Here is a 24238-nt window from a genome sequence, read left to right on the forward strand (position 1 = left end):
CATATGAAGAATAAATTACAAATCGCTATTGAGAATTTATTTTCTGATGACAATAAGTTAGATATTAGGAATATTAGATATCTTCCTCGATGGGCAGTACTATTTATTGATACATTATTAGTTACTTCAAGTTTGTTTCTTACTTATTTCCTTCTTAAGGATCTAAATATTGTTCCTTTAAAAACATTAAGAGTTTCTCAACAGGTAGGACTTATAGTTGGTATTAACTTTATCTTCTTATTATTATTTAAGACATATGCAGGGTTAATAAGGCATTCCTCATATATGGATGCATTGAAACTCTTTTTTGCATCTGTTTCTACTTTCTTGACATTACTAATAATAAATATCATAAGTATAGCTGTAATTGGGAATAAAATTTTTATTGGCACAGGTCTAATTGTATTTTTATTTATCTCCTTTTCTGCCTTATTTATTTTTAGATTATCTGTAAAACAATTATATGAATATTTTAAAGTAGCTCAACAGGAAGAAGAACTTATAACTGCTGTTATTGTTGGTGTAGATGATGGTGCTATTTCAATAGCAGCTGCATTAGATATAGAGCATCCACAGCGTTTTAAAATACAGGGTTTTGCTTCTAGCAGACAGAACAAGAGCTTACGTATTCTAGGAAAACCAGTTTTAGAAATGAATACTTCTATTAGTAGTTTGGTTCATAAATTAGATGCTCAGGCTATTATATTTTCGGGTAATACACTAAATGCAGAAGAGCGTTATGCATTAGTAAAAGATTGTTTAGAGAATGATATTAAAGTATATAACTCTCCTTTAGTTATAAATTGGTCAGAAAACACAACAGTAACAGATCAGTTAAAATCTTTACAAATTGAAGATTTATTAAATAGAGATCCTATAGTCCTTAATGCTAAGAATAAAACTGCTCAGATTAGTAATAAAAATATACTAGTAACAGGAGGGGCAGGTTCTATAGGAAGTGAAATTGTAAGACAAGTTGCTACATATAGTCCTAAAAGACTTATTATCTTAGATCAAGCAGAATCTCCATTACATGCATTACATATAGAGCTTAAAGACAAATTCCCAGATCTTACAGTGACTTATGTTATATGTGATGTGGTAAATAGAAAACGTCTTAGAGTTCTTTTTGAAACATATAAAATAGATGTGATATATCATGCCGCTGCATACAAGCATGTTCCTTTAATGGAGGATAATCCCTCTGAAGCTATACATACTAATGTATTAGGAACAAAATTGATGGCTGACCTCGCAACAGAATTTGGAGTAGGACATTTCGTTATGGTAAGCACTGATAAAGCTGTAAACCCTAGTAATGTAATGGGAGCTTCAAAAAGGGCTGCAGAAATGTATGTACAATCATTATATTTTGAACAAAAAGAATTAGCTCCTGGAAATACAAAAATCACTAAATTTATTACTACCCGATTTGGTAACGTATTAGGCTCTAATGGGTCAGTAGTACCGTTATTTAAAAAACAGATAGAAGCTGGTGGCCCAGTAACCATTACACACCCAGATATTATTCGTTACTTCATGACTATTCCAGAAGCTTGTCAACTTGTACTTGAAGCTGGCGCTATGGGCAAAGGAGGAGAAATTTTTATTTTTGACATGGGTGAACCTGTAAAAATTATGGATCTTGCCGAAAAGATGATAAAACTTGCTGGGCATATTCCAAATGAAGATATTGATGTTAAAATCACTGGATTACGACCTGGAGAAAAACTATATGAAGAATTATTAAGTGATAAAAGTAAAACGCTTCCTACACACCATACAAAGATTATGATTAGTGAAGATGAAACAAAAGAATACCTCTTTGTAAATGAATCTATTAAATCTATAGTCAAAGCAGCAAAAGAAAATATGAATAATAAAACTGTTGCAAAGCTTAAACAATTAATCCCTGAATTTAAAAGTAATAATTCTGAATATGAAATATTAGATATTCAAGTTGAAAAACAAAAATAGTTAGAAGTAACATCTTTAAAAGATTGCTTCTTACACGTTTTAAGATTACTTTTGCAAACTAATTTTTAGAAAGACAACCATTGAAATCATATATTAGATATAGCTACATTTTACTATCGATAACGTTACTGCTAACTTCTTGTGTATCCAAAAAGAAAATACTCTATTTACAAGATTTAGATCAAATAGTTGAAAATCCTGCTAACACAAATTATAATATTAGCATAAAAGCTAATGACTTATTAACTATCAATATATCAGCTGTAAACCCAGAAGCTGTACTCCCTTTCAATCAACCTATAGTAGCCAGAGCTTCTACAAATGGTAATGTACAAGGAGCACAACAATTACAAACATATTTAGTAAATGTTGATGGTACAATTGAATTCCCACTTGTTGGAACTATAAATATAGCAGGACTTACCCGTAGTGAGGCTACTATAAAGGTAAAAGAGTTGGTTTCTGAGTATGTTAAAGACCCAATAGTAAATATAAGAATTCTTAATTTTAAAGTTTCTGTATTAGGTGAAGTTGCTAGTCCAGGTACATTTAATTTACAAGATGAACGAATTACCATATTAGAAGCATTAGGTCTTGCTGGCGATATGACTATTTTTGGAGATCGAAGTAATGTTAAGATAATTAGAGAGGTAGATGGAGTTAAAACATATGGTGAATTAGATTTTACTTCTTCTACTATTATAAATTCGCCTTTCTACTATTTACAACAAAATGATGTTGTTATTGTTTCTCCAAATAAAGCACAGGTGCAAAGTTCAAGTTTTAATAGAAATACCAGTGTGTTTATATCTGTTGCAGGTATAATTATATCTGTAATTAGTGTACTAACTCGGATTTAATTTTACGTTTTATGAAAGAAACTAATAAAATAACGGGTCAGGAAGAAATCAATATAAAAGATCAAATTCAACAATATCTCCAGTATTGGCCTTGGTTTATATTATCTCTAATTATATGTTATTCGTCTGCTTGGTTTTATTTAAGATATAGCACGTATAGTTACGTGACAGAAGCTACAATACTTATAAAAGATGATAATAATGCTTCTCTTTCAGAGATTGCCATTTTCGAAGATTTAGGATTAACAGGATCAGGATTAAACGTTTCTGAATTTGAAAATGAAATTGAACTTTTAAGATCTAGAAGTTTACTTGCAAGTGTAGTTGAAAATCTAAATTCAAATATCTCTTATTATAAAGAGGGTAATATAAAAACTTCAGAAATCTATGAAGATTTACCTTTTACAATAGATATCATTGATAAATCATTTATCAATGATGAAAACTCTACTACGTTTTATGTAGAAATACAATTAGATGATAATAGTTTTAATTTCAAAGAAGGAGAACAAGGGATAGCTAAATCTCATAAGTTTGGAGAAACTTTTTCTACACGTAAATTAGGGAATGTTGCATTAAATAAAAAAGCACTTAACTCGAAAAATATTGATATTAAAGGTAACTATTTAATTCATATAAATAGCGTCGAAAAAGCTGTAAATAAATTAAGATCAACAATTAATATTCAATCTGTTAGTAAGAATAGTAGTATACTCAAACTTTCTTTAGTATATCCTGAAAAAAAGAAAGCAGAAATTACCCTTAATACTATTATTGATGCTTACAATACAGATGCAATAAAAGATAGAAATTTAATTTCAAAAAATACAGCTGATTTTATTGTTAATAGATTGGCTATTATAACTAAAGAATTAGATTCTGTAGAAACTAATAAAGTTGTTTTCAAAGAAGATAATAATGTAACAGATCTTGAAACTGAAGGTAAGTTGTTTATAGAGAACTCAAACGAGTTAAATAAGCAACAAATTGAAATAGCTACTCAGAAACAACTTTTAGAATCTATGTTGGAGTATCTAAAGTCGAGTGAACAATATTCACTATTACCTTCTAATTTAGGTGTCCAAAATTCAAATATTTCACAATCCATTAATGATTATAATGAATTAATTCTTACAAGACAACGTTTATTAAGGAGTTCAACAGAAGCAAACCCAGTTGTATTAGAATCATCTAGTAAAATAGTACAGTCTAAAGAGAATATTAGAGAAAATATTAAAACTGTTATTCTGTCTTTAGACATAGAGATTAAAGATTTAAGAAAACAACAGAGTAGGGTTGGAGGCAAAATATCTCAAATCCCAAGTATTTCAAAATCTTCTAGAGACATTGAGAGACAACAAACAATAAAAGAGACGTTATATCTTTATTTATTACAGAAAAGAGAAGAAACTGCTATTTCTCTTGCTGTCACAACACCAAAAGCTAAAATAGTAGATAGAGCGTATAGTTTAAACGCACCAATATCTCCAAAACCTAAAATCATATATTTAGCATCTATTATTTTAGGATTATTAGTGCCTTTTGGAATATTTTTTATTAAAAAAATATTTGATACAAAAATCCATAATAGAATTGACCTTGAGAAAGAAATCCCTTCCTTACCTATATTAGGTGAAATACCAATTATAGAAAGTAAAGAAAGCGAGGTTATTAAAAATAATGATAGATCAGTTTTAGCTGAAGCATTTAGGATTTTAAGAACAAACCTTAGCTACTTTATAAAAGCAAAAGAAAATGGGAATGTCATTTTTGTTACTTCTACCATTAAAGGAGAGGGTAAAACGTTTGTAGCTTATAACTTAGCAATAACCCTTACAAGTACAGGGAAATCAGTACTTCTTATAGGAGCAGATGTTCGTAATCCACAAATACATAGGTATATCGATAAAAATGAATGGACTATTGGACTTTCTGAATATTTATATGATTCTTCTGTAGATGTAGCGTCAATTACTAATAGGACAGAAACTGAAGGCCAAGATTTTGATGTAATATTATCAGGAAGAATACCGCCAAACCCTGCCGAATTATTAATGAGTGAACGTTTTGAGAATATCATTGAAGAAGTAAGAGGGAAGTATGATTATGTTATTGTAGATACAGCTCCTACCTTATTAGTAACAGATACACTACTTATAAGTCAACTTGCAGATACTACTGTATATGTATGTCGTGCTGAATATACGGATAAGAAATTATTACAATACCCAAAAGAGTTATATGAAGAAGGGAAACTAAAGAATATAGCTTTTGCTATCAATGGAATTAAAATCACAAATTTTGGTTACGGTAGTAAATATGGATATGGATATGGATATGGACAAGAACAACCAAGCGTATTTAATCGAATAAAAAGATTATTAAGATTAAAAAAATAGACTCAATATAAAAAATAAAAGACCCTGCATTAACAAGTGCAGGGTCTTTTATTTAAATCAAGTCTAGTTCTGAAATAACTTCCTTTCATTTGTATAGATTAAACATCGTTTAGAGAATCTATAAATCAAAATAGCTAAATGATTATATCATCTTTGAGTTCGATTATACTACTTTATATCGTAAATAACTTTAGAAAATTATTTTACAACATACATATTAGCTTATTTCATCAGCCAAACGTAATCTTTGTATTCTCACATACCGTTTTTAAAGAAGAAACGTAAGCACTTCCTAACTTCATACGTTCTATCTTATTTAGATGCTCTATTTTATGGGTATCTATTCCTATAAAATCATAGGCACCCTCTTTTAATAATTTAAAAGCTATTTTTTGACATGATTCTCCATAATGTTCTGAAAGCGAAAGCGCATTCAATTGTAAAAGACATCCTCTAGATTTAAAATCTTGAAATATTTCAGGTTTATTATGATAGTATGCATATCGTTCTGGATGTGCTAATATTGGAATATAACCTTGCGTGCCAATTTTAAAGATAATTTCTTTAATATTCTCTGGTGGTTGAAAATAAGACATTTCTATAAGCACATAGTTTCCATGTAATGGAATGATGTTTTTAGAGTCGAGTAATGCGTCAAAATTATCATCTATCATATATTCAGATGAATAGCTAAGTTTTATATCATTAATCTCCTCTTTAATGCTATCATATGCACTTTTAATGATACTAGGTGTGTTATCATAAATACCATGCATTGTATGTGGTGTTGCGATAATGTTAGGACATCCTAAGTCTTTATATTTTTCAATAATAATAAGACTCATATCCTTGTCCTTTGCACCATCATCTATTCCTGGTAATACATGGCAATGCATTTCGGGAGTACCACTCCATATATCAATAAATGAGGTTTTCTTTTTAAAAAATTGTAGCATATCACAAAAATAAACCAATTTTAAAAGAGGCAATATTTTAAAACATAAAATACGTTCAATTAATTATTTCCTATTCATAAAAGTGATTCTTTATACGCTTTCGCGAAAGCGTACATTAAAAATATATCAAAGAAAAAGGCTGTCTAGAGAATAGACAGCCTTTAGTATAATAATAGTAGGCTTTATTTGATGATAAAACGTTTTATCGTACTGATAGAATTATCCTTTTTAAAATGCACAAAATAGATTCCAGATCGAAGACGTTGTGTATTTATAAAAGACTCTTTGTTTGTACTTCTATAGACGAGTTTCCCTTGAACGGTAAAAACATCAAAGTCAAGAGGAGTCGCTGATTGAATATGAATACGAGCTCCATTTTCTGCAGGATTTGGATATAAAGTAATATTCTGCATATCTAGATTAATAGTATTTTCTTGGATGCGTTGCGACTTTTCTGAGCTATTTTTAAATGAAGGAATAGCTCCGTTCAATTCCATATTATCTAAAGCAAAATCTGCTTGCCAAGTACCTCCCGTAATTCTATTAAATCGCAATTGCACGGAACCTCCATCATAAGTAGTTAAATCAATTACTTGTGTATTCCATTGATTTCCTTGATCTCCTGTAAGTGACCATAGCACTTGCCAAGTATCTCCATTATCTACACTAGCTTCTAGAGCAATGCTACCAAAATCGTTACTACCAAACATATGATAGTCAAAAGTAAATGTGCTGCCATTTAAAGTAGACAAATCAAAGCATGGAGAGTTTAGAATCGCTTGTTTGTTAGGAAATCCAGTCCCATTTCCCGATGCTTCCACATAAAGATAGGTAGCACCATCACTAGCACTACTTGGACCTGTATTATTAGACGGTGTCCCATTGGCATCTCTCGTCCAGTTAAGATCATCTGTAGTGCTTTGTGTCCATTCATTCAAATCTATTTCAAAACTTGCAGCATAGGGATAGGTGTTTTCTGTGGCATTACACGATTGTACAGGTGGTATCGTACCTTGAATAATCTGTATGTCATCTAAAGCAACATCGCCTCTAAAATCTGTGCCTGTAACTCTATTATATCGTAAAAGGATAGGGAATCCTACATATGGGTCTAGACTTATATTTCTAGTATTCCATTGATTTCCTAGATTTTGATTTTCATTCCATATAGAAAACCAGCTAGCTCCTCCATTGAGACTTACTTCTAAATCTATAGAACCAAGATTATTACTCGTACCATACATATGATATTTAAAACTAATATATGCATTTATACTCCCAGTTAAATCAATACATGGTGATGTAATAATGGCTTGTTTATTAGGAAATCCAGTGCCATTTCCAGAAGCCTCGGTATATATATAATTCTGGCCCTCTATAGCACTATTAGGTCCTGTTCCATTAGAAGGTGTGCCATTTGCATCTAGTCTCCAATCGATATCATCGTCTGTATTTTGAATCCAAATATCAAAACCATTTTCAAAACCTAAGAAGTAGGGTAATGCAGTAATCCCTTCAATACATCCATTTGTCGTTTCAAGCGTTTGTACTTGAACCGTATTACTTTGATTTGAAATATTACCTGCTTGATCGTTTGCTTCGACGGCAAATGAATATACCGTATCTGGTGATAAACCAATGACCGTATATGTAGTTCCTACCACTGTGGCAATAGCTTGCCCGTCTTGATATACCGTATAATTAGTAACTCCTACATTATCTGTAGATGTATCCCAAGATAGCGTAGTTGCAATCTGTGTAATATCAAAAGCAATAAGATTGGTAGGAGCAGTAGGTGCTTCTGTATCTGGAATCCCCTGAGAAATCACTACAGTATAATCTTCTACTTCTCCAAAATCATAACCCCCACAACTTGTTGGAATTGTATTGTAACGCATACTAACACGTAATCGAGTAGATCCTATAGGTATATTGTTTGGAATAGTAAAACTTCCTGTAATTGGTGAATTTGTTGTTGGTGTTTGCGTAAATATACGTTCTGTACTATCATCAAAAAGACCATCTTGATTATAATCTATCCATATTGCATATCCTTCAGGGAATGTATTGCCAGTCCAAGTAGGTTCAATGGTAAAATTATACGTTTGATTCATCTCTAACCCTGTAGAAATTGCTGTAAAGTCACTATAATTTTGACCTCCAGAACTGTTATTTATCGTATTGAGTTCAAATCTGCTGATAAATTCTTCTGTAGCATTGTTACTAGAAGCATCACAATAGGTAATAGGAGGCGTTAGCGTTGTAAATGAAATCACAGTACTGTATACCGAAGAAGAACCATCAGAACACGTACTATTCACTTCTACTTCATAAATCGTATCACTCGCAAGATTGAGTAAATCTGTTTGTAACGCTGTAGTTGTAATAGTTTGAAATGTGTTGTTTCCGCTTTCGCGAAAGCGTACTTCATACGAAACCCCATTGGTAGCGTCCCATTGTACGGTAGCAGCGTTATCGGTAATAGCATTCACGGTCACATTTTGAGGAATCTCAGTGTCGCATGCAGGAAGATTTACTGTAAATGAAATAGAAACAGGAGTAGCGGCTTCAAATGTAGTATTTCCATCCTGAGTTGCTTCTACCGTCACAATCCCAGCAGTTCCATCTAATGTAAGTAGATTACCAGTTATAGTAGCTGGTCCAGATGTAATCGAATAACTCACAGGAAGCCCAGAACTCGCTGTTGCATTTAATGTAATAGGTCCAGCGGTAGACAACTGATCTGTTATTGGGGGAAATGTAATGGTTTGCGAAGCGGGAGGGACTGGGACGCTATTTAGAACTTGGAAATCATCAAATGTAAACCCTTCAAAAGTAGTCGTGTACCCACTGGTAAGATTTGAAGAGTCAGAATCAAAAATAAAACGGATGAATACATTAGATGCCCCTTGTAAAAAACTGTTATTTGTAGCATCTATTACAATCTCTTCCAAAGACCATTTATCTTGTGTATCTCCATCATACAATGGTTCTCCATCAGGTTGGTGGGCTTCATCCGAACTTGATTTCTGACTATAAGGATTGGTATCTATTGGACTTCCTGGTTTTGTGTAATTTCCTGTTAATGGAGTCCAGGATGCACCTCCATCTATAGACGCTTCTATTTGCGCAAAATCAAAATCACGTTCAATATCCCACTTAGCAAAAAACTGAATAGTAGTTTGTTGTGATGTCGATAAATCTATTGGATTTGCAAGTGTTAGTGTTTCAAATATATTATTTCCATAACTACTCGTAGTATTCGTAATTGCTGTAGTACCTGTAAAGGTATCAGTGGTTTCTTGCCAACCATTACTTATCCAATTAGAAAGTCCGTTGAGATCAGTGTCATCAGTAAATATAACTGCAGGCGTAAACTGTTTTTCAATAACGGCTTGATAAAGTATATAATCTTCATTTGCGACAGTTACTTCATACTGAACGGTATCGCCAGCCTGTATACTTGTATCAAGAGCATATGAAAAGTTAAGTGTAGTCTGCTCTAACTTTAAAAGACTTATAGTTTGTGATGCTCCGATGTTATTGATGTTATTGGAAATAGGAGTAACCGTTACTGTAACAGGAGAAGGGGTTTGCCCTAGATATTCTACACCTATTTGTAACTGACCAGTAACCGAAGAAAGATTAGAAGGCGTGAGGTCTTTATACTTTGCATACTTTCCACTATAGTAAGCGGCAAGGAGGTTGACACGCATCGCACGCTGTGCAATAGGAAGTATATTGGATGGAGAAGGGTAGAAGCCACCTTCGGCACCGCTTCCATTTTCAGGACTAAATGCTATAATATTTTTTCCAGACCCAGTAGATCCTGTTGCATCAGGGCTTGTGCCTCCCAATAACCAATCAATATGACTACCACTTGCTACAGGAGGTCCGGTTTCTGTTACTGCACCGTAACCATATCTGTTATAAAAGCTCATATCATGACCGTATTGTGCAAATTCATCTTCTCTACCAGTTGGACTCCCAATACTTGAGTATGAATGATATAAAATATTACTAAATGCATGATGATCGAGTGCTACTTTAAAATCTCTTGAGAGTACAAAATCGCGTACTATGCGAGATTCTGGTTCAGAAAAAGGACCGGTACCTCTAAAGTCTTGAGCACAAGGATTTGATGAAGCACCACCATTATTCCAGAAATATCCACTATTGCGATTTAAATCAACCCCATCATTATCGCCACCACATCCACTTGTAACTCTTCTGTTTTTACGTTGTAAACCTCCACCATTAGGGTTGTTATCAATATTAAATTGATATCCATCAGGATTTAAAATGGGAATAAAATATAGCTCATGGTTATCTACCAAGTTTTTGATTCCTGGATCAGTATCATAGTTTTCCAATAAATACCACATATAATAAAGCTGATTCATAAGACTAGAGATCTCCCTAGCATGAATGAGTGAATTATATAGTGTCTCTGGTTCATCTTCATCTATATCTGGATTATCAGATATTTTTACATAATAAACAGTACGTCCCTCTATGGTTGTTTCTGAAGCAGCAGCTGTTCTGGCTGTAATAAGAGTAGGATATTGCGCACGCATAGCATCTAGTTCTGCAAGTGCTTCATCTAACGTTAATGAACCTGCATAGCTTCCTAGATTAAAGTTTTGCGGTACTGTCCAATTGATCTCATTTTCGCCTATATATTGCCCAATATTTGTAACACTCTCTGAAGTGACACTGGATATTTGCTGATACGGTTCAACGGGTATAGATTTCATAGCATTCAATCCTGTTGTGGCTACGCTCATATCTGAGAGTGCCCTATCGGCATAAAAGGTAGAAAGATCTTCTATAAGTGTTTCAGAATTAAAAGCAAGAGAAGCCATGAGATCTTGTTCATAAGGAGTTAGTTCCAAAATAAGATCATTACCGTCTTGATATACCCCACAATGCATATCAATACCTACATTGCTTAATTGTACTATTTGTTGTTGTGTAATGTTTGAAATTTTCACCCTTTTGTTAGTTTGAGCGTGGGTAGAAATTACGCATAAGAGAAGTACTCCATAAAATAATTTACGAATCATAAAAATTGATTTTAATTAATAATTACAATAAGGGGGGAGAACCTAAATTTAATCAAAAATTACTGATAATCAAACGGTTATAAATACGTGTTTTTAAAACCAGTTATAATCCCTAGTAGTTTTGTAGGGTTTTAGTTTTAAAAACTTAATTTTCGTAAGCAATCTCTTACAAAATTGTATGTTCTGATCAAAAGAGATTATAGTATTCTTTAAAACAGACATTTATAAAAGCTCATTTTTGTTTACTCATAGGAGAATATTTCTATAACTTTGAATAGAACAATGCAAATTTTTAAAATATCCCTTTGAGCTTTAGGAATAAACATAGATTATCAATTATAGCAACGTATTGTGTAGGTTGGACCTTAGCTTTTATATTTCTTAGTATCGTAAGAGGTATTGGTGCTACAGAAAATGGGGCGTATGATTTTGATTTTACAACAAGCTTGCTTTATTCTGTTATTATGGGACCTATCTTTGGTGCTATTTCTGGATATGCACAAATTTATATCTATGAGCGTATTTATAAAAGAGCCTCAGCTCGTGAATTGATATTTATCAGGATGTTATTGTCAATTATTTTCATCATCATACTGATTTTAATTTCGTATTTGATTTTACCATTACTTTTTGAAGTACGTATAGGTTTATGGGAGTTTATCACTGATGAAGGAAGTTTTCCTATTTATTTTTATGTCTTCTGTGTAGATATCTTTATGGGAGCTTTATCACAAATCAATTTAATGCTTGGAGGAAATAATTTGTGGAAAATACTACGAGGTAAATTTTATATCCCACATGAAGAAAATAGGATCTTTATGTTTTTAGATTTACAATCTTCTACAGAATATGCAGAACGGTTAGGTCATATTGAATATAGTATGCTTATACGAGATTGTTTTAATGATCTAGGCGTTGTCATAGAAAATGAAGCAGAAATTTATCAATATGTTGGTGATGAAGCAATTCTCACTTGGCAGTTAAGAGATGGTTTGCGAAATCAAAATTGTATCAATGCCTTTTTTAATTTTAAGAATCAGCTTCTTAAAAAGAAAGAGTATTATAAAGAAAAATACAATGTTGTACCCTTCTTTAAAGCGGGACTCAATGATGGTATTGTAGTTGCTACTGAGGTAGGTAAGTATAAAAAAGAAATAGCATATCACGGGGATACTATTAACACTGCAGCTAGAATACAAGGGAAGTGTAATGAGTTTCAACAAGAATTATTACTCTCAGAAAGCTTAAAAAATAAACTAAACCCAGCAGGTATTACCTTTGAACGATTAGGCAACATTACTTTACGAGGTAAACGTTCAGACGTAAATATTTACACTGCTTTTAAGTAGTATTATGGAGTCCGCTTTCGCGAAAGCGTATTTTAAAAATATCAACTCAGTAAACTACCTTGGGGCAAGCCCCAGGGAATTTATACGAAACTGAATTTTAATTTCGAGGCAAGCCTCGGGGTATTAAACCCTTTGGCGGTGCCAATAAATGTTGCTCAGTTATCTAAAAATCACGACAAATGCTTAGTGATTTTACTACTCGTAGGACTCGTGATGGAGTAGTAGTAATCAACCAGTTGACCAGATTCATTTACTAAATATTTCTGAAAATTCCATTTTACACTGGAGTTTTTCTTAGTATTTAATTCTTTGGATGTAAGCCATTTATACAATGGATGCTGTTTGCTTCCTTTAACATCTATTTTTTCAGTGAGTAAAAAGGTAACACCAAAATTTCGTTCACAAAAGGTTTGTATTTCTTGCGCATTTCCAGGCTCTTGTTTTCCAAATTGATTACAAGGTGACCCTATCACTACAAGTTGTGTAGGATAGGCATCACTTAATTTTTGAAGATCTTTATATTGCTTTGTAAAGCCACATTCTGATGCAACATTTACAAATAATATCTTTTGTCCTTTATACTCAGATAAGTCTATTTGTTTTCCGTCCAAACTATTAATCGAAATATCATACAATGATTGCTTGATATCACTTAGTTTTGAAGCAGCAGTTTTAGCTTTATTGATTAAGTTCATATAATATCTTATTGATTCAAATAGTTTTGTAATTCTGCAATTTTAGTAGCAGTGTTAAATGCTCCACCATAATATGAGGTTACAGTAGCTGATGTGTCATCCTTAATACCTCTCGAAGATACACAAAGATGTTTAGCATCTATAATTACAGCTATATCTTCTGTATCTAAAATAGATTTTAATTCTGCTGCTATTTGATTGGTAAGACGCTCTTGTACTTGTGGTCTTTTTGCATAATATTGAACAATTCTGTTGAGTTTAGAAAGTCCAATTACTTTTCCTGACGAGATATAAGCTATATGTGCTTTACCAATAATAGGTACAAAATGATGTTCGCAATTAGAATAAAAGGTAATATTCTTTTCAACCAACATCTGGTTGTATTGGTATTTATTATCAAATAAGGCAACTTTAGGCTTATTTGCTGGATTAAGACCTGAAAATATTTCTTCAATGTACATTTTTGCTACTCTATTAGGAGTTCCTTTTAGAGAGTCATCGGTACGATCTAGTCCCATTACATCCATAATTTGCCCAAATAAGTGTGCTATTTTTTCTTTCTTTTCTTGATCAGATATATCAAAAGCATCTGGTCGCATAGGAGTTTCTAAACCAGTATATATATGATCGTCTCCTATTTCTTCTTCAGAAAAGCCATTAAGACCATTCTCTTTAATAAGGGTATTCAACATAGTTTCTTGGTGTTTCATATAATTTTATTTTTAATTCTAAACCTGATGCTAGTTCAGGTTGTAAAAGGTCATAAATGACCATCGCAATATTTTCTGCAGTAGGGTTTAGGTCTTTGAATTCTTGTGTATCCAGATTTAGATTTTTGTGATCAAACCGATCTAGAACTTTATTCTTTATAAGATTAGATAAGATTTTAGTATCGATTACATATCCAGTATCTGGATCACAAATACCAATTACTTTTACTTCTAAATCATAGTTATGGCCATGGTAATTAGGATTATTACACTTTCCAAAGATCTCTTTGTTTTTTGCATCACTCCATTTTTTGTTATGCAATCTGTGTGCAGCATTAAAATGTTCACAACGAACAATAGCAATTTTATTCATAGTTAATAGACTCATGTTTTTTACGACATGTTAAAGGTATTTTAATTTTTGTTTAATTTTTAATTTATTTTGTTAAACAAAAATTAAAACTGTTATTTTTACAAAAATTACTAGCATTTACTAAGGAATCATTTCTATGAAAAAATCAGATGTAAGCATACATATTATAGGTGCAGGCGTAAGTGGCTTAATAGCTGCTCAAGTATTAGAAAATAATGGATATCGCCCTATTATCATTGAAGCAACAGATAGAGTAGGTGGACGTTTAAAAACTGATATTATTGAAAATTATCAGTTAGATCATGGTTTTCAAGTATTATTAACGTCGTATCCAGCAGCTAGAAAGTATTTAGATTTTGAAGCCTTAGAACTACAACAATTTTTACCAGGTGCTTCTATCTTTAAAGAAGGGAAACAAGCTGTATTAGGAGATCCCTTAAGAAATATATCGTTACTATTTCCTACGTTGTTTTCAGGAATCGGATCTATACAGGACAAACTAAAAGTACTTTCGCTTAACGCGAAATTAAAAAACAAAAGCTTATTAGAAATATTTGATACTAAAGAGATCACAACACTCGCATATTTAAAAGAGTTTGGTTTTTCTTCTCAGATGATTGATACATTTTTTAAACCCTTTTTTAGTGGTATTTTCCTAGAATCAGCATTAAAGACATCAAGTAGAATGTTTGAATTTGTATATAAAATGTTTGGAGATGGTCATGCGGCTTTACCAAAAGCTGGTATTGAAGCCATCCCACAACAATTGTTAGAAAAACTTATACATACCAACATACGGTATAACACGATTGTTTCTTCTATACATGATAAAGAGATTATAGTATCTAATGGCGAGAAAATTACAACTGATATAATAATTATAGCTACAGACCCAACCTATCTTATTAAAGACTTTCAAAAGAATCCGGTTATATGGAAATCATGTGATACCTTATATTTTGAAACTATAAATAGAACTATTTCAAAACCATTGATAGGTCTTTTGCCAGACGCAGGTGATACGTACGTAAATAATATTTTCTATCATACGAGTATTGCTACTCATAAAGAAACTGCTCACGAATTATTATCTGTGACAGTTGTTAAAGATCATACGCTTTCTGATCAAGAACTTATAAATAGGGTAGAAGCTGAATTAAAACAATACGTCGGTATTGATTCTTGTCATTTTCTTAAGAAGTATAAGATATCTAAAGCATTACCACAGTTGCAGAATATTAAATACAATATAAAACCCTTAGATACTCGTTATTCATCAACAATATTTTTAGCAGGAGACACACAACTTAATGGATCACTAAATGCTGCAATGCTTGCAGGAGAAGCTGCCGCATTAGGTGTTATGGAAACTTTATAAAATAAGAAACACTTCTACGTTTATAGAAGTGTTTCAAACTTTTTATAGCAATTTTATTTGTAATAATAATTCCTTTATATACCAGAATCTGGTCTACCTTTTAATCGTACTTCGATTTTTTTCTTTTTTGCTGTAAGACGCTTCATCATATCCATGAGTTCAGAATCTTTGGTTTTTTTGTAAATTTCATTAATGGCAAGGATAAGACGCTTTGCTTCTCTAGAGGCAACTACACGATCACTTGTTGACATATGACTCATCTTTGCATTTTCGAAATCTAAAGCTTCTTGTAAAATATCCATACTTAAAATGTTTAATATTGAATAAAATTAGTTAAACATTTTTGATTTTACAAATTTATATTATAAAATACATTTATAGAATCTATAAGGTATTAATTCCTATGATAACTATCTATTTTATAGAGTTTTGTTAAAAACAAGGTGTCTTACAGAAATAATATTTATATTTAAAACTTAGTAAGAAAAGGTCTTTTAGCGATAGAAGGCTTTTTCTTATTTGTAGAGGACTCATTATTATTTAAAATACAAAGAAAGCGAACTGTATCAGTTCGCTTTCTTAATTTTAAGATGGATTGTATATAATTATACTGGATCCCCAGGCGCAGTACATATACATGCTACACATGTTTGTGGGTAGCTACATTCTGCATCTGTAGTACAAAAATTTCTTCTTCCACCTTCGATTTGCTTTTGCTCAGTTTTACTTAATGGTTGAGCTCCTTGTAATTTTTAAAATTGATTGTAACATAATTAATTGAATTTAAGATTATACTTATAAGGGTTCGTTTTTCAATTTCATTACCCAAAAAAATAGTAGTAATCAATTAATTTTTAAACTTTTATAATAAATGATCGTTTAAGTATTAGTAGTATTTTATCTTTTTTATCATTGTATAAGAACAAAAAAGCGAACTCATAAGTTCGCTTCTGTAATCTTTAATTATAATTTGTAAATACCTATACTGGATCTCCAGGTGCCGTACAAATACATGCTATACATTTTTGAGGATATGTACATTCTGCATCAGAATGACAGATGTTTCTTGGAGGTCTTCCCCCAGCGATTTGTTTTTGTTTAGTTTCACTTAAGCTTAAAGCTCCCTTTACGTTTGAAATCTTTTTTAACATAATAATCAATTTTAAATTATACACACTCTGATCTATTAAAGACATTCAGAGTTTCTGTCTAACAAACTAGTTTTGTATAACTTAAATGTATGTGCATTCATAACGATTCCCAAGAAGTATATTCCGATTTTCATGAATACCGATAAAGTAACTAGCTTCCCTACAAAGGTTTACGATTACATCTGTAAAAACTTCACTTATTTAATGCATACTTCCGCTTAAAAATACTTCCAGCTCCAAATACGATACAAAGTACACAAAGTAGTAATAGATAATAACTAGAATGTGTATACGCACCAAAATAATCAAGTTGTGGTATTCCGTTTATATTCCCAATCTAATCTCTAAAATTAGTGAAAATGAAATCGAATTTTTAACGAAAAACAAATTTGGTTCTTTAGCTGGAATATCCATCTATCATATTTATTCTTCTAAAAACACAGAAATCATCTATGAAAATATAATTGGTTTAAGTGTTTATGAAATTGAAGATAACGATCAAATTATTCATCATCTTTACCTTAAAGATAATACTTCGAAAGCTTTGGTGAAAAAGTTTTCAATGTTAGAGAATAAAATGGATACTCAAAATCAAGTTTTTATAGCTGACCAATATTTCAGCTCAAATCAAAGAAATAATTTAGGAATTAAAAATGTTGTTAATGTAGACCTTGATCGTGATAGACTATACAATGGGAGGAGTGAATTAAGTATGTTTAGAGCTACTACCTTGTATAAAGACATAAAATTTGGTTCTAAAAATAAAATTAACTTTTATGATACAAAATCTGCTGGTGATTGTTGAGGAGCCTGCGATGAATCTGGAAATGGCACTTGTGATGGGGGTACTTATTGTTGCTTGGATCCAGATGGAGATTGTGATTGTCTAGAAGATGATACAGATGATGAAGCTATCCAAAGACAATTAATTGACGAGACAACTGCGCTATCATTATTTAATTTAGATTTACATAGAGAACTTAGAAGTAATTTCTTAGCAAATTATGATATTGGTGCAAAATATATAGCATACTATTATTCATTATCTCAATTTGTTAAAGCTTCTGATTATAATACAAGTACTTTACTAAAAATGATTTCAACATTGCCCGAATTTAATAATGCTGTTAATAAAATTCTTGATCCAAATGTTTCAGAATCAGTAATTGTGATTAATCCTGACTTAAGAGATGAGCTTTTGGATATTGTTGACGAATTAAGATTAATATCATCTAATAATGATTTGCAGATAATTTTGGACGATATAGAAAATGATATAATATACTTGACAAATAAAACGAAATTCACAATTTACAATGAAATTCATTAAAGGTATATTATTATTATCTTTAGGATTAGCCTTACTTTATATATTAAGTAAGGCTAATTTAATAGTAGGGAGGAATGCATTTGCAATAGTAAACAGATATATATTACATATAGATTCCTTATCCCCCAATTTAGTTAAATTTAGAGTACTTACTGAAGTCCTAGTACAACTAACTTTTGTTATCCTTGGTATTTTAATCTATAAAAAATGGAATAAAACTTTAGTATTTTTTATTGCTATTTTGATTTTATACCCAATCTTTTTTGATTTAAGTAATATGATTTCAGATTCATCTTGTATAAAAGCTTGGAAAAATCCTGAAAAATTGATTTGGTATTTACCTATTAGAATTATCGTTTTATTAATTAGTTTTTATTTTTTTGCTAAAATTAAAGACAAGATTACTACTCTTCATTTAATTTTATTATTTATAATTCTAATATTATATCAGATAATAAGACCTTATTAATTCGAGTAATGAATTATTTTATAAAATAAAATACTCTCCTGTTATAGGATAATGGTTGATAAAAAGAAAACAAACGTCAACCAAAGACAATTCTATTTCCCAATACAAAAATTTGCAAAAATATTCCCAAGTAATTCATCATTGGTTACTTGTCCTGTGATTTCTCCAAAGTGATATAAAGCCTGACGAATGTCTATAGCCATGAGATCTCCAGAAAGATTAGTATCAAGACCATATTGTACTTTTTCAATCTCTTCGAGTGCTTTTAATAAGGCATCATAATGGCGAGAATTGGTCACGATGGTTTCATCATTACGTAACGCCCCTGTGTTTACAAAGTCTAATAATTTCGCTTTAAGCGCATCTACACCCATATTTTGTTTAGCAGAGAGGAGGTGTAAATTGGAGATCGTAGATTGAAGATTAGCGATTTCTGATTCGCTAAGTTGATCTACTTTATTTGCGACAACAACGAGTGGCTTGAGTGGAAACTGATTCTTGATCTTTTCTATTTCGATAGTAATGGAGGAGAAATTCTCTCCCTCTGGGAGAGATGCCGAAGGCAGAGAGGGCTCATCTGGCAGAGATGCCCGAAAGGCAGAGAGGGAATCAAACAAATAAATAACCACTTGTGCTTGCCCTATTTTTTCAAAAGTTTTTTGAATACCAAGGCCTTCAATTACATCTTTTGTCTCTCGAATACCTGCTGTATCTATAAACCGGAAACCAATCCCACCAATAGTAAGCTCATCTTCTATGGTATCACGAGTCGTACCTGCAATATCAGATACAATGGCTCTTTCTTCATTTAACAACGCATTGAGTAGGGTAGACTTTCCAACATTAGGTTCCCCAACAATCGCTACAGGAATTCCATTCTTAATCACATTACCTGTCGCAAACGAATCAATAAGACGTTTGAGTACTTTGGTAATACGAGCGACAAGTTCTTTAAATTGTGTGCGATCTGCAAATTCTACATCTTCCTCAGAAAAATCCAATTCTAACTCAATAAGTGAAGCAAAATTGAGTAGTTCTTGGCGTAATTGTGCAATTTCATTAGAAAACCCACCACGCATTTGTTGCATCGCTATCTGATGACTTGCTTCATTATCACTTGCAATAAGATCAGCGACCGCTTCGGCTTGTGAGAGATCCATCTTTCCGTTGATAAAAGAACGTAGTGTAAATTCTCCTGCTTGTGCTGCACGACAGCCTTCACGAAGTAATAACTGAATAATCTCTTGTTGAATATAAGGAGAACCATGACACGAAATCTCTACCGTAGGCTCGCCTGTATACGAATTGGTTCCTTTAAAAAGAGAAACTAAAACTTCATCAAGCACACGTTGCCCATCTATAATATGTCCTAAATGAATCGTATGGGTTCTTTGCTTGGATAAATCTTTTCCTCGTTTCGACTTAAATAGAGGCGTGCATATCGTGATTGCATCTGGTCCAGATACGCGTATCACTGCGATAGCTCCAGCTCCCGCAGGACTGGCAAGTGCAACAATGGTGTCTTGTGTGTTCATCAAGACAAAATTACGTAAACCTGTAACATTTTATAGAAAAGTACTACTGATATATTGTAAATCAATCAAAAAATCAAAAAAATGGAAATTGTACATCACGAAGCAGCACTCAGAGAAGATAAACAGCTATTAGTCCTGACACACTTATCACAATTATTAGATTATGTGACAGGATTTGGAGGTTTTATCGTGCCACTTGTTTTATGGGTTGTCAATAAAGATAGAGTGGTAGACATGGATGAGCATGGAAAATCGATCCTCAACTTCCAGATAAGTATATTCATTTATGCTTTATTATGTATACCCGCTATATTCCTTATCGGATTAGGAATCGTAGGTTTGATAGCAATTGGAATTCTCGCATTTGTATTACCTATCGTAAATGCAGTAAAAGCTAGCAATGGCGAAAAACCAAACTATTATATAAGTATTCCTTTCTTTAGTTAGGAATCTCTCAGGTATTTTTTATCCATCCAAAAAGTTCCAAATGGGATGATAGAGCATAGCAATACAATCGCTACTGTTTTATTGTCCCATTTTCGTTCTGGCTTCATCAGTATTGCCATCACAATATAGGCAAGAAAAAGAAAACCGTGTGCCATTCCTATTACTTTATTTGGATACCCATTATCCCATATATACTTGAGTGGCATGGTTACAAATAAGATCAAGAGATAAGAAACTCCTTCTAAAAAGCTTAAAATTCGGAATGATTTGAGCATTGTTTTATTTTTTTGCAAAGATAATTATCTCCTTAGGCTCACGAAAAAAAGCCATGATAAAAGATGGCTTTTTTTAAAGATTTTTTCAAAAGGTTATAAAACTTCAAAAAGTATAAATTGATTTAATTGTGGTCTAAATGAACTAAAATTATTATCGGCGACAACTAGTAAAGATCTATGTCCATTTTCGAGCATAGGTCCGAAGGTAATCCCTTCTGTATTATCTACAATTCCTCCAGTAAGTTGGTCTCTAATATCATTAAAATCAAACAATAGTGTCTTGGTGACAGGTGTAAAAGAAGCCGTTGACAAATTATCTATCGTACTCACATCTGTAGCTTCATGAGTGGATACTTCATAAATTTTCACATCATTACCACCATCATCAAAACCTGTTGCAAATGAGCGTTCTAAAACCAAAAATCTATTTTTAGTATAGGAAAGTATTTCTACAACACCATTTACTTCAAATCCACCCTCTCTAGCAACTGGATCAAGCTGGTAGGCAAACTCTTTTTCAAAAAGACCCGTTTGTTCATTTATAAACGCGATACGAATAGGGGAGTCTGCTTCTTGACTTGTAGGAGCAATACCATCTTGAATTAAAGGTAGTTCCATCGCTACCCAAAAGTTCTCTCCTAAAAAATCTCGTGTGATTCCTTCAAAAACTCCATTTTGACGAGGTCCTGTTGTTGAATCTGTATCTATAGTATATCTAGTAGGTAAGGTGATATCAGAAATAAAAGTCCCATCATTCATTGATCTTCTCACAAAAGGATTAATCCCATTCGAAATATTACCCTCGCTAGTCCAAATGAAACCTCCACTATAACGATCAAATCGTATAGATTCTGGATCTACCGTTCCCGATTCAAAAGGTTGATTGTCTTGGTTTAGCAAGGGAGTTACTTGTGTTATTGTAATATCATTAAACCCCTGTAAATCAAAATCAATAGTTGCATTATAATAACGTGAATTACTAGAATCATCGCATATTAAAATCCAATCTTCTGCCACATAATCAATCCCAGAAAGCCCACCAACAAGCGTTTCGTTAAACTCAAATCCATCATCTATAATTGCTTCATCTATAAATCGTAATCCTTCAATAGGGCGTATATCGCCGCCACTGGCAGAAAAATCATCAAAGAAGTCGCAAGAACTTATAGATAAAGTGGTCAAAAAACCTAAAAGTAGTGTTGTTGTTTTCATTTCATCACGTATTAATTGGTTCCGAAAAATAGGAATAACGTCTTTAGTATAGTTTACATAATAATGGTATGATTATTAACACTATGTTAAATAGATGTTAGTTGGTTACGCTTTCGCGAAAGCTATCGTAAATTTACTCCAAAATATAATGAAAATGAGTCAATTAAAGGATAAAGTAGTACTGATCACTGGCGGAACCAAAGGAATAGGATATGGTATTGCTGAAGCGTTATTGAGTAAAGGAATGAAAGTGGCTATTACAGGACGTAGTATAGAATCGGCAGCACAGGCAGCAGCAACTTTAGGACCTAATGCTATTGGTATTCAGGCTGATGTAAAAAGTCTTGAGAGCCAAGAGAAAGCAGTTGCAGAAGTTATTGAAACTTTTGGACAGCTAGATGTATTACTTGCCAATGCTGGTGTTGGTCATTTTGCTTCTATAGAAGATATGAGTGTCTCACAATGGCAAGATACGATAGATACAAATCTTACAGGCGTGTTTTTATCTGTAAAAGCAAGTCTAGATGCTATTAAAAAAACAAAAGGATATATCATCACCATTTCTAGCCTTGCCGGAACCAATTTCTTTGCAAAAGGAACTGCATATAACGCTAGTAAATTTGGATTAACTGGTTTTACACAAGCATTAATGCTAGATGTGCGTAATGATGATGTAAAAGTTACTACCATCATGCCTGGCTCTGTAAGTAGTCATTTTGGAGGACGCTCACCAGAAGATGGAAAAGACTGGCGTATTCAACCAGAAGACCTTGGACAAATGGTCGTAGATTTACTACAAATACATCCTAGAACATTACCTAGTAAAATAGAGGTAAGACCTAGTAAAACAGCTAGTTCATAATATAAAAGAGAGTGTCTAAAAAGTAACTAACGTCATTCTGAATTTATTTCAGAATCCCATTATAATAATTATAAATATTATGAAAAACTGAAACAAGTTCAGTTTGACTAAAATTAATAACTTTTTAGACATTCACTTTTATTTTCGAAAATAATTCTAAAAGCCGCTAAAGTCAGGAAGACTAGCAGTATCTATAGTAGACGTTCCTTGTATTCCATTCCAAGTCCAAGTAGCTAACGTAATATTAAGAGTAGTGCTAGGCGTTATTCTACAGCCTGCATTAGTACCTTCTAATCTATTGGCAACAAAGGTAAAGTTTAAGTTGCTGTTTCCTAAAGGTACATTGTTTGAACTTTGTATATTAAAAAAACTAGAATTTACGACACCAATGGGAACAGGAGTTCCAGGAGCACTACATAAACGCTGATAATTGCCTGAAATATCAAGCACAAATGTTTCACTATTTTGATTAATAAAAATAGTCGTTGTTGTTATTGAATATCCTAAGGAACTTGCTGGAGTAAATGTAAAATCCCATGTTCCTGTAATAGAATTATCATCACTAGAAAATGTTCCTAAAGATGGTATCATTCTTTGAAAACTTTGATCTTTAAATACAGTAGCAACAGCATCTTTATTATTAATTGTAACATTAGAAAAATGTACTGTGTCATCCTCTAGAAACTGAACGTTAAATGATCCTCGATCACCTTCAAAATATAAAATATTAGATTCTATAGTGTCTTGACTCATAAACAAATACTCTTCGTTAATTGAAGTGATTATTTTAGCGTTATAGAGTCCGTTATCACCTAGATTTAGAGTTATTTTTTCATGAAAATCAAGGTCTTGTGTTACAATCGTTCCTTGATAAAGTCCTTGTCTAGAATAATCATTTTCTGGATTTGGAGCATCAGGAATGATTTGGGTTTCTACTATTGTGACACTTTCTTCTGTAGCTGTTGTTGTCGTGTCCTCATCTACAGAGCAACTGATTATTATGAGTGTGAGACAACAAATCGTAAATAGATTTCTTTTTATGGTTTTCATTTTTAAAAGAGGTTATAAAATTACGGCATAAACCTAGTACTTTAAAAAAACGTGTAAAATACCCACAAGCGGGTATTTTTATGGATTTACCGTAACCACACTACGGTTTATAGTATAAAAAAGACCAACAATACGGATGTATTA

General features: G+C 32.2%; 21 protein-coding genes. 10 read left to right on the forward strand and 11 right to left on the reverse strand.

Annotation, left to right across the window (positions count from 1 at the left end):
• The first annotated feature begins 3 nt into the window (after positions 1-3).
• The 3 genes from Q1A60_RS10055 (at position 4) to Q1A60_RS10065 (ending at position 5236) form a co-directional block, all read left to right on the forward strand.
• Positions 4-1977, forward strand: coding sequence for a nucleoside-diphosphate sugar epimerase/dehydratase (locus Q1A60_RS10055; protein ID WP_299764726.1), 1974 nt, complete (start codon positions 4-6; stop codon positions 1975-1977).
• A gap of 80 nt (positions 1978-2057) precedes the next feature.
• Positions 2058-2837: a polysaccharide biosynthesis/export family protein gene (locus Q1A60_RS10060; RefSeq protein WP_299764724.1), complete on the forward strand. Its 780-nt coding sequence runs from the start codon at positions 2058-2060 to the stop codon at positions 2835-2837.
• 11 nt (positions 2838-2848) lie between these two features.
• Positions 2849-5236 carry a tyrosine-protein kinase family protein gene (locus tag Q1A60_RS10065; RefSeq protein ID WP_299764722.1) on the forward strand — a complete coding sequence of 796 codons (2388 nt, stop codon included), beginning with the start codon at positions 2849-2851 and terminating at the stop codon, positions 5234-5236.
• Positions 5237-5466: 230 nt separating this feature from the next.
• On the opposite strand, the gene Q1A60_RS10070 is transcribed toward Q1A60_RS10065, so the two are convergent.
• Positions 5467-6192, reverse strand: coding sequence for a CpsB/CapC family capsule biosynthesis tyrosine phosphatase (locus tag Q1A60_RS10070; RefSeq protein WP_299764720.1), 726 nt, complete (start codon positions 6190-6192; stop codon positions 5467-5469).
• Between the two features lie 182 nt (positions 6193-6374).
• A complete protein-coding gene (locus Q1A60_RS10075; protein WP_299764718.1) occupies positions 6375-11186 on the reverse strand; it encodes a M14 family zinc carboxypeptidase in 4812 nt (1603 codons plus the stop codon).
• A gap of 377 nt (positions 11187-11563) precedes the next feature.
• On the opposite strand from Q1A60_RS10075, the gene Q1A60_RS10080 reads away from it, so the two are divergent.
• Positions 11564-12607, forward strand: coding sequence for an adenylate/guanylate cyclase domain-containing protein (locus Q1A60_RS10080; RefSeq protein WP_299764716.1), 1044 nt, complete (start codon positions 11564-11566; stop codon positions 12605-12607).
• A 170-nt stretch (positions 12608-12777) separates the two neighbouring features.
• Here Q1A60_RS10080 and Q1A60_RS10085 read toward each other — a convergent pair whose 3' ends face one another.
• Genes Q1A60_RS10085 through Q1A60_RS10095 form a run of 3 tightly spaced genes read right to left on the reverse strand, consistent with a single transcriptional unit; the run spans position 12778 to position 14400 of the window.
• Positions 12778-13302, reverse strand: a complete 525-nt coding sequence (locus tag Q1A60_RS10085; protein WP_299764714.1) for a glutathione peroxidase — start codon at positions 13300-13302, stop codon at positions 12778-12780.
• Between the two features lie 8 nt (positions 13303-13310).
• Positions 13311-14012, reverse strand: coding sequence for a GTP cyclohydrolase I FolE (folE, locus tag Q1A60_RS10090; RefSeq protein WP_299764712.1), 702 nt, complete (start codon positions 14010-14012; stop codon positions 13311-13313).
• Positions 13975-14400: a 6-carboxytetrahydropterin synthase gene (locus Q1A60_RS10095; protein ID WP_299764709.1), complete on the reverse strand. Its 426-nt coding sequence runs from the start codon at positions 14398-14400 to the stop codon at positions 13975-13977. The genes folE and Q1A60_RS10095 overlap by 38 nt, the downstream gene beginning before the upstream one ends.
• A gap of 121 nt (positions 14401-14521) precedes the next feature.
• Between Q1A60_RS10095 and Q1A60_RS10100 the strand changes: the two genes are divergently transcribed.
• Positions 14522-15763, forward strand: a complete 1242-nt coding sequence (locus Q1A60_RS10100; RefSeq protein WP_299764707.1) for an FAD-dependent oxidoreductase — start codon at positions 14522-14524, stop codon at positions 15761-15763.
• A gap of 74 nt (positions 15764-15837) precedes the next feature.
• On the opposite strand, the gene Q1A60_RS10105 is transcribed toward Q1A60_RS10100, so the two are convergent.
• Positions 15838-16065 (reverse strand): hypothetical protein, encoded by a 228-nt coding sequence (locus tag Q1A60_RS10105; protein ID WP_299764705.1) that lies wholly within the window; start codon positions 16063-16065, stop codon positions 15838-15840.
• Positions 16066-16743: 678 nt separating this feature from the next.
• The gene (locus tag Q1A60_RS10110; protein ID WP_299764703.1) at positions 16744-16914 is read right to left on the reverse strand and encodes a hypothetical protein; all 171 of its coding nucleotides are present in this window, start codon (positions 16912-16914) and stop codon (positions 16744-16746) included.
• 310 nt (positions 16915-17224) lie between these two features.
• Between Q1A60_RS10110 and Q1A60_RS10115 the strand changes: the two genes are divergently transcribed.
• From Q1A60_RS10115 to Q1A60_RS10125, 3 genes are read left to right on the forward strand one after another with little or no spacing between them, the layout of a single operon-like run.
• Positions 17225-17719: a hypothetical protein gene (locus Q1A60_RS10115; RefSeq protein ID WP_299764701.1), complete on the forward strand. Its 495-nt coding sequence runs from the start codon at positions 17225-17227 to the stop codon at positions 17717-17719.
• A gap of 54 nt (positions 17720-17773) precedes the next feature.
• Entirely contained in the window at positions 17774-18244 is a 471-nt protein-coding gene (locus Q1A60_RS10120; protein WP_299764698.1) for a hypothetical protein, read from the forward strand.
• Entirely contained in the window at positions 18231-18713 is a 483-nt protein-coding gene (locus tag Q1A60_RS10125) for a hypothetical protein (RefSeq protein ID WP_299764696.1), read from the forward strand. Before Q1A60_RS10120 ends, Q1A60_RS10125 begins: the two co-directional genes overlap by 14 nt.
• A 92-nt stretch (positions 18714-18805) precedes the next feature.
• Here Q1A60_RS10125 and mnmE read toward each other — a convergent pair whose 3' ends face one another.
• Positions 18806-20248, reverse strand: a complete 1443-nt coding sequence (gene mnmE, locus Q1A60_RS10130; RefSeq protein WP_299764694.1) for a tRNA uridine-5-carboxymethylaminomethyl(34) synthesis GTPase MnmE — start codon at positions 20246-20248, stop codon at positions 18806-18808.
• A gap of 81 nt (positions 20249-20329) precedes the next feature.
• Between mnmE and Q1A60_RS10135 the strand changes: the two genes are divergently transcribed.
• Complete coding sequence (locus Q1A60_RS10135) at positions 20330-20695, forward strand: DUF4870 domain-containing protein (protein WP_299764692.1); 366 nt, start codon at positions 20330-20332, stop codon at positions 20693-20695.
• Here the strand turns inward: Q1A60_RS10135 and Q1A60_RS10140 are convergent.
• Together Q1A60_RS10140 and Q1A60_RS10145 are read right to left on the reverse strand one after the other, a co-directional pair.
• Entirely contained in the window at positions 20692-20970 is a 279-nt protein-coding gene (locus Q1A60_RS10140) for a DUF3817 domain-containing protein (protein ID WP_299764690.1), read from the reverse strand. The two genes, Q1A60_RS10135 and Q1A60_RS10140, sit on opposite strands and share 4 nt — an antisense overlap.
• Positions 20971-21063: 93 nt before the next feature.
• Positions 21064-22182: an esterase-like activity of phytase family protein gene (locus Q1A60_RS10145; RefSeq protein ID WP_299764688.1), complete on the reverse strand. Its 1119-nt coding sequence runs from the start codon at positions 22180-22182 to the stop codon at positions 21064-21066.
• A 154-nt stretch (positions 22183-22336) separates the two neighbouring features.
• On the opposite strand from Q1A60_RS10145, the gene Q1A60_RS10150 reads away from it, so the two are divergent.
• A complete protein-coding gene (locus Q1A60_RS10150) occupies positions 22337-23044 on the forward strand; it encodes an SDR family oxidoreductase (RefSeq protein WP_299764978.1) in 708 nt (235 codons plus the stop codon).
• A gap of 156 nt (positions 23045-23200) precedes the next feature.
• Here Q1A60_RS10150 and Q1A60_RS10155 read toward each other — a convergent pair whose 3' ends face one another.
• On the reverse strand, positions 23201-24094 hold the full coding sequence (locus tag Q1A60_RS10155; protein WP_299764686.1) for a hypothetical protein: 894 nt from the start codon (positions 24092-24094) through the stop codon (positions 23201-23203).
• Between the last annotated feature and the right edge of the window lie 144 nt (positions 24095-24238).

The organism is uncultured Dokdonia sp. (genome assembly GCF_947492535.1).
Lineage (GTDB): Bacteria > Bacteroidota > Bacteroidia > Flavobacteriales > Flavobacteriaceae > Dokdonia.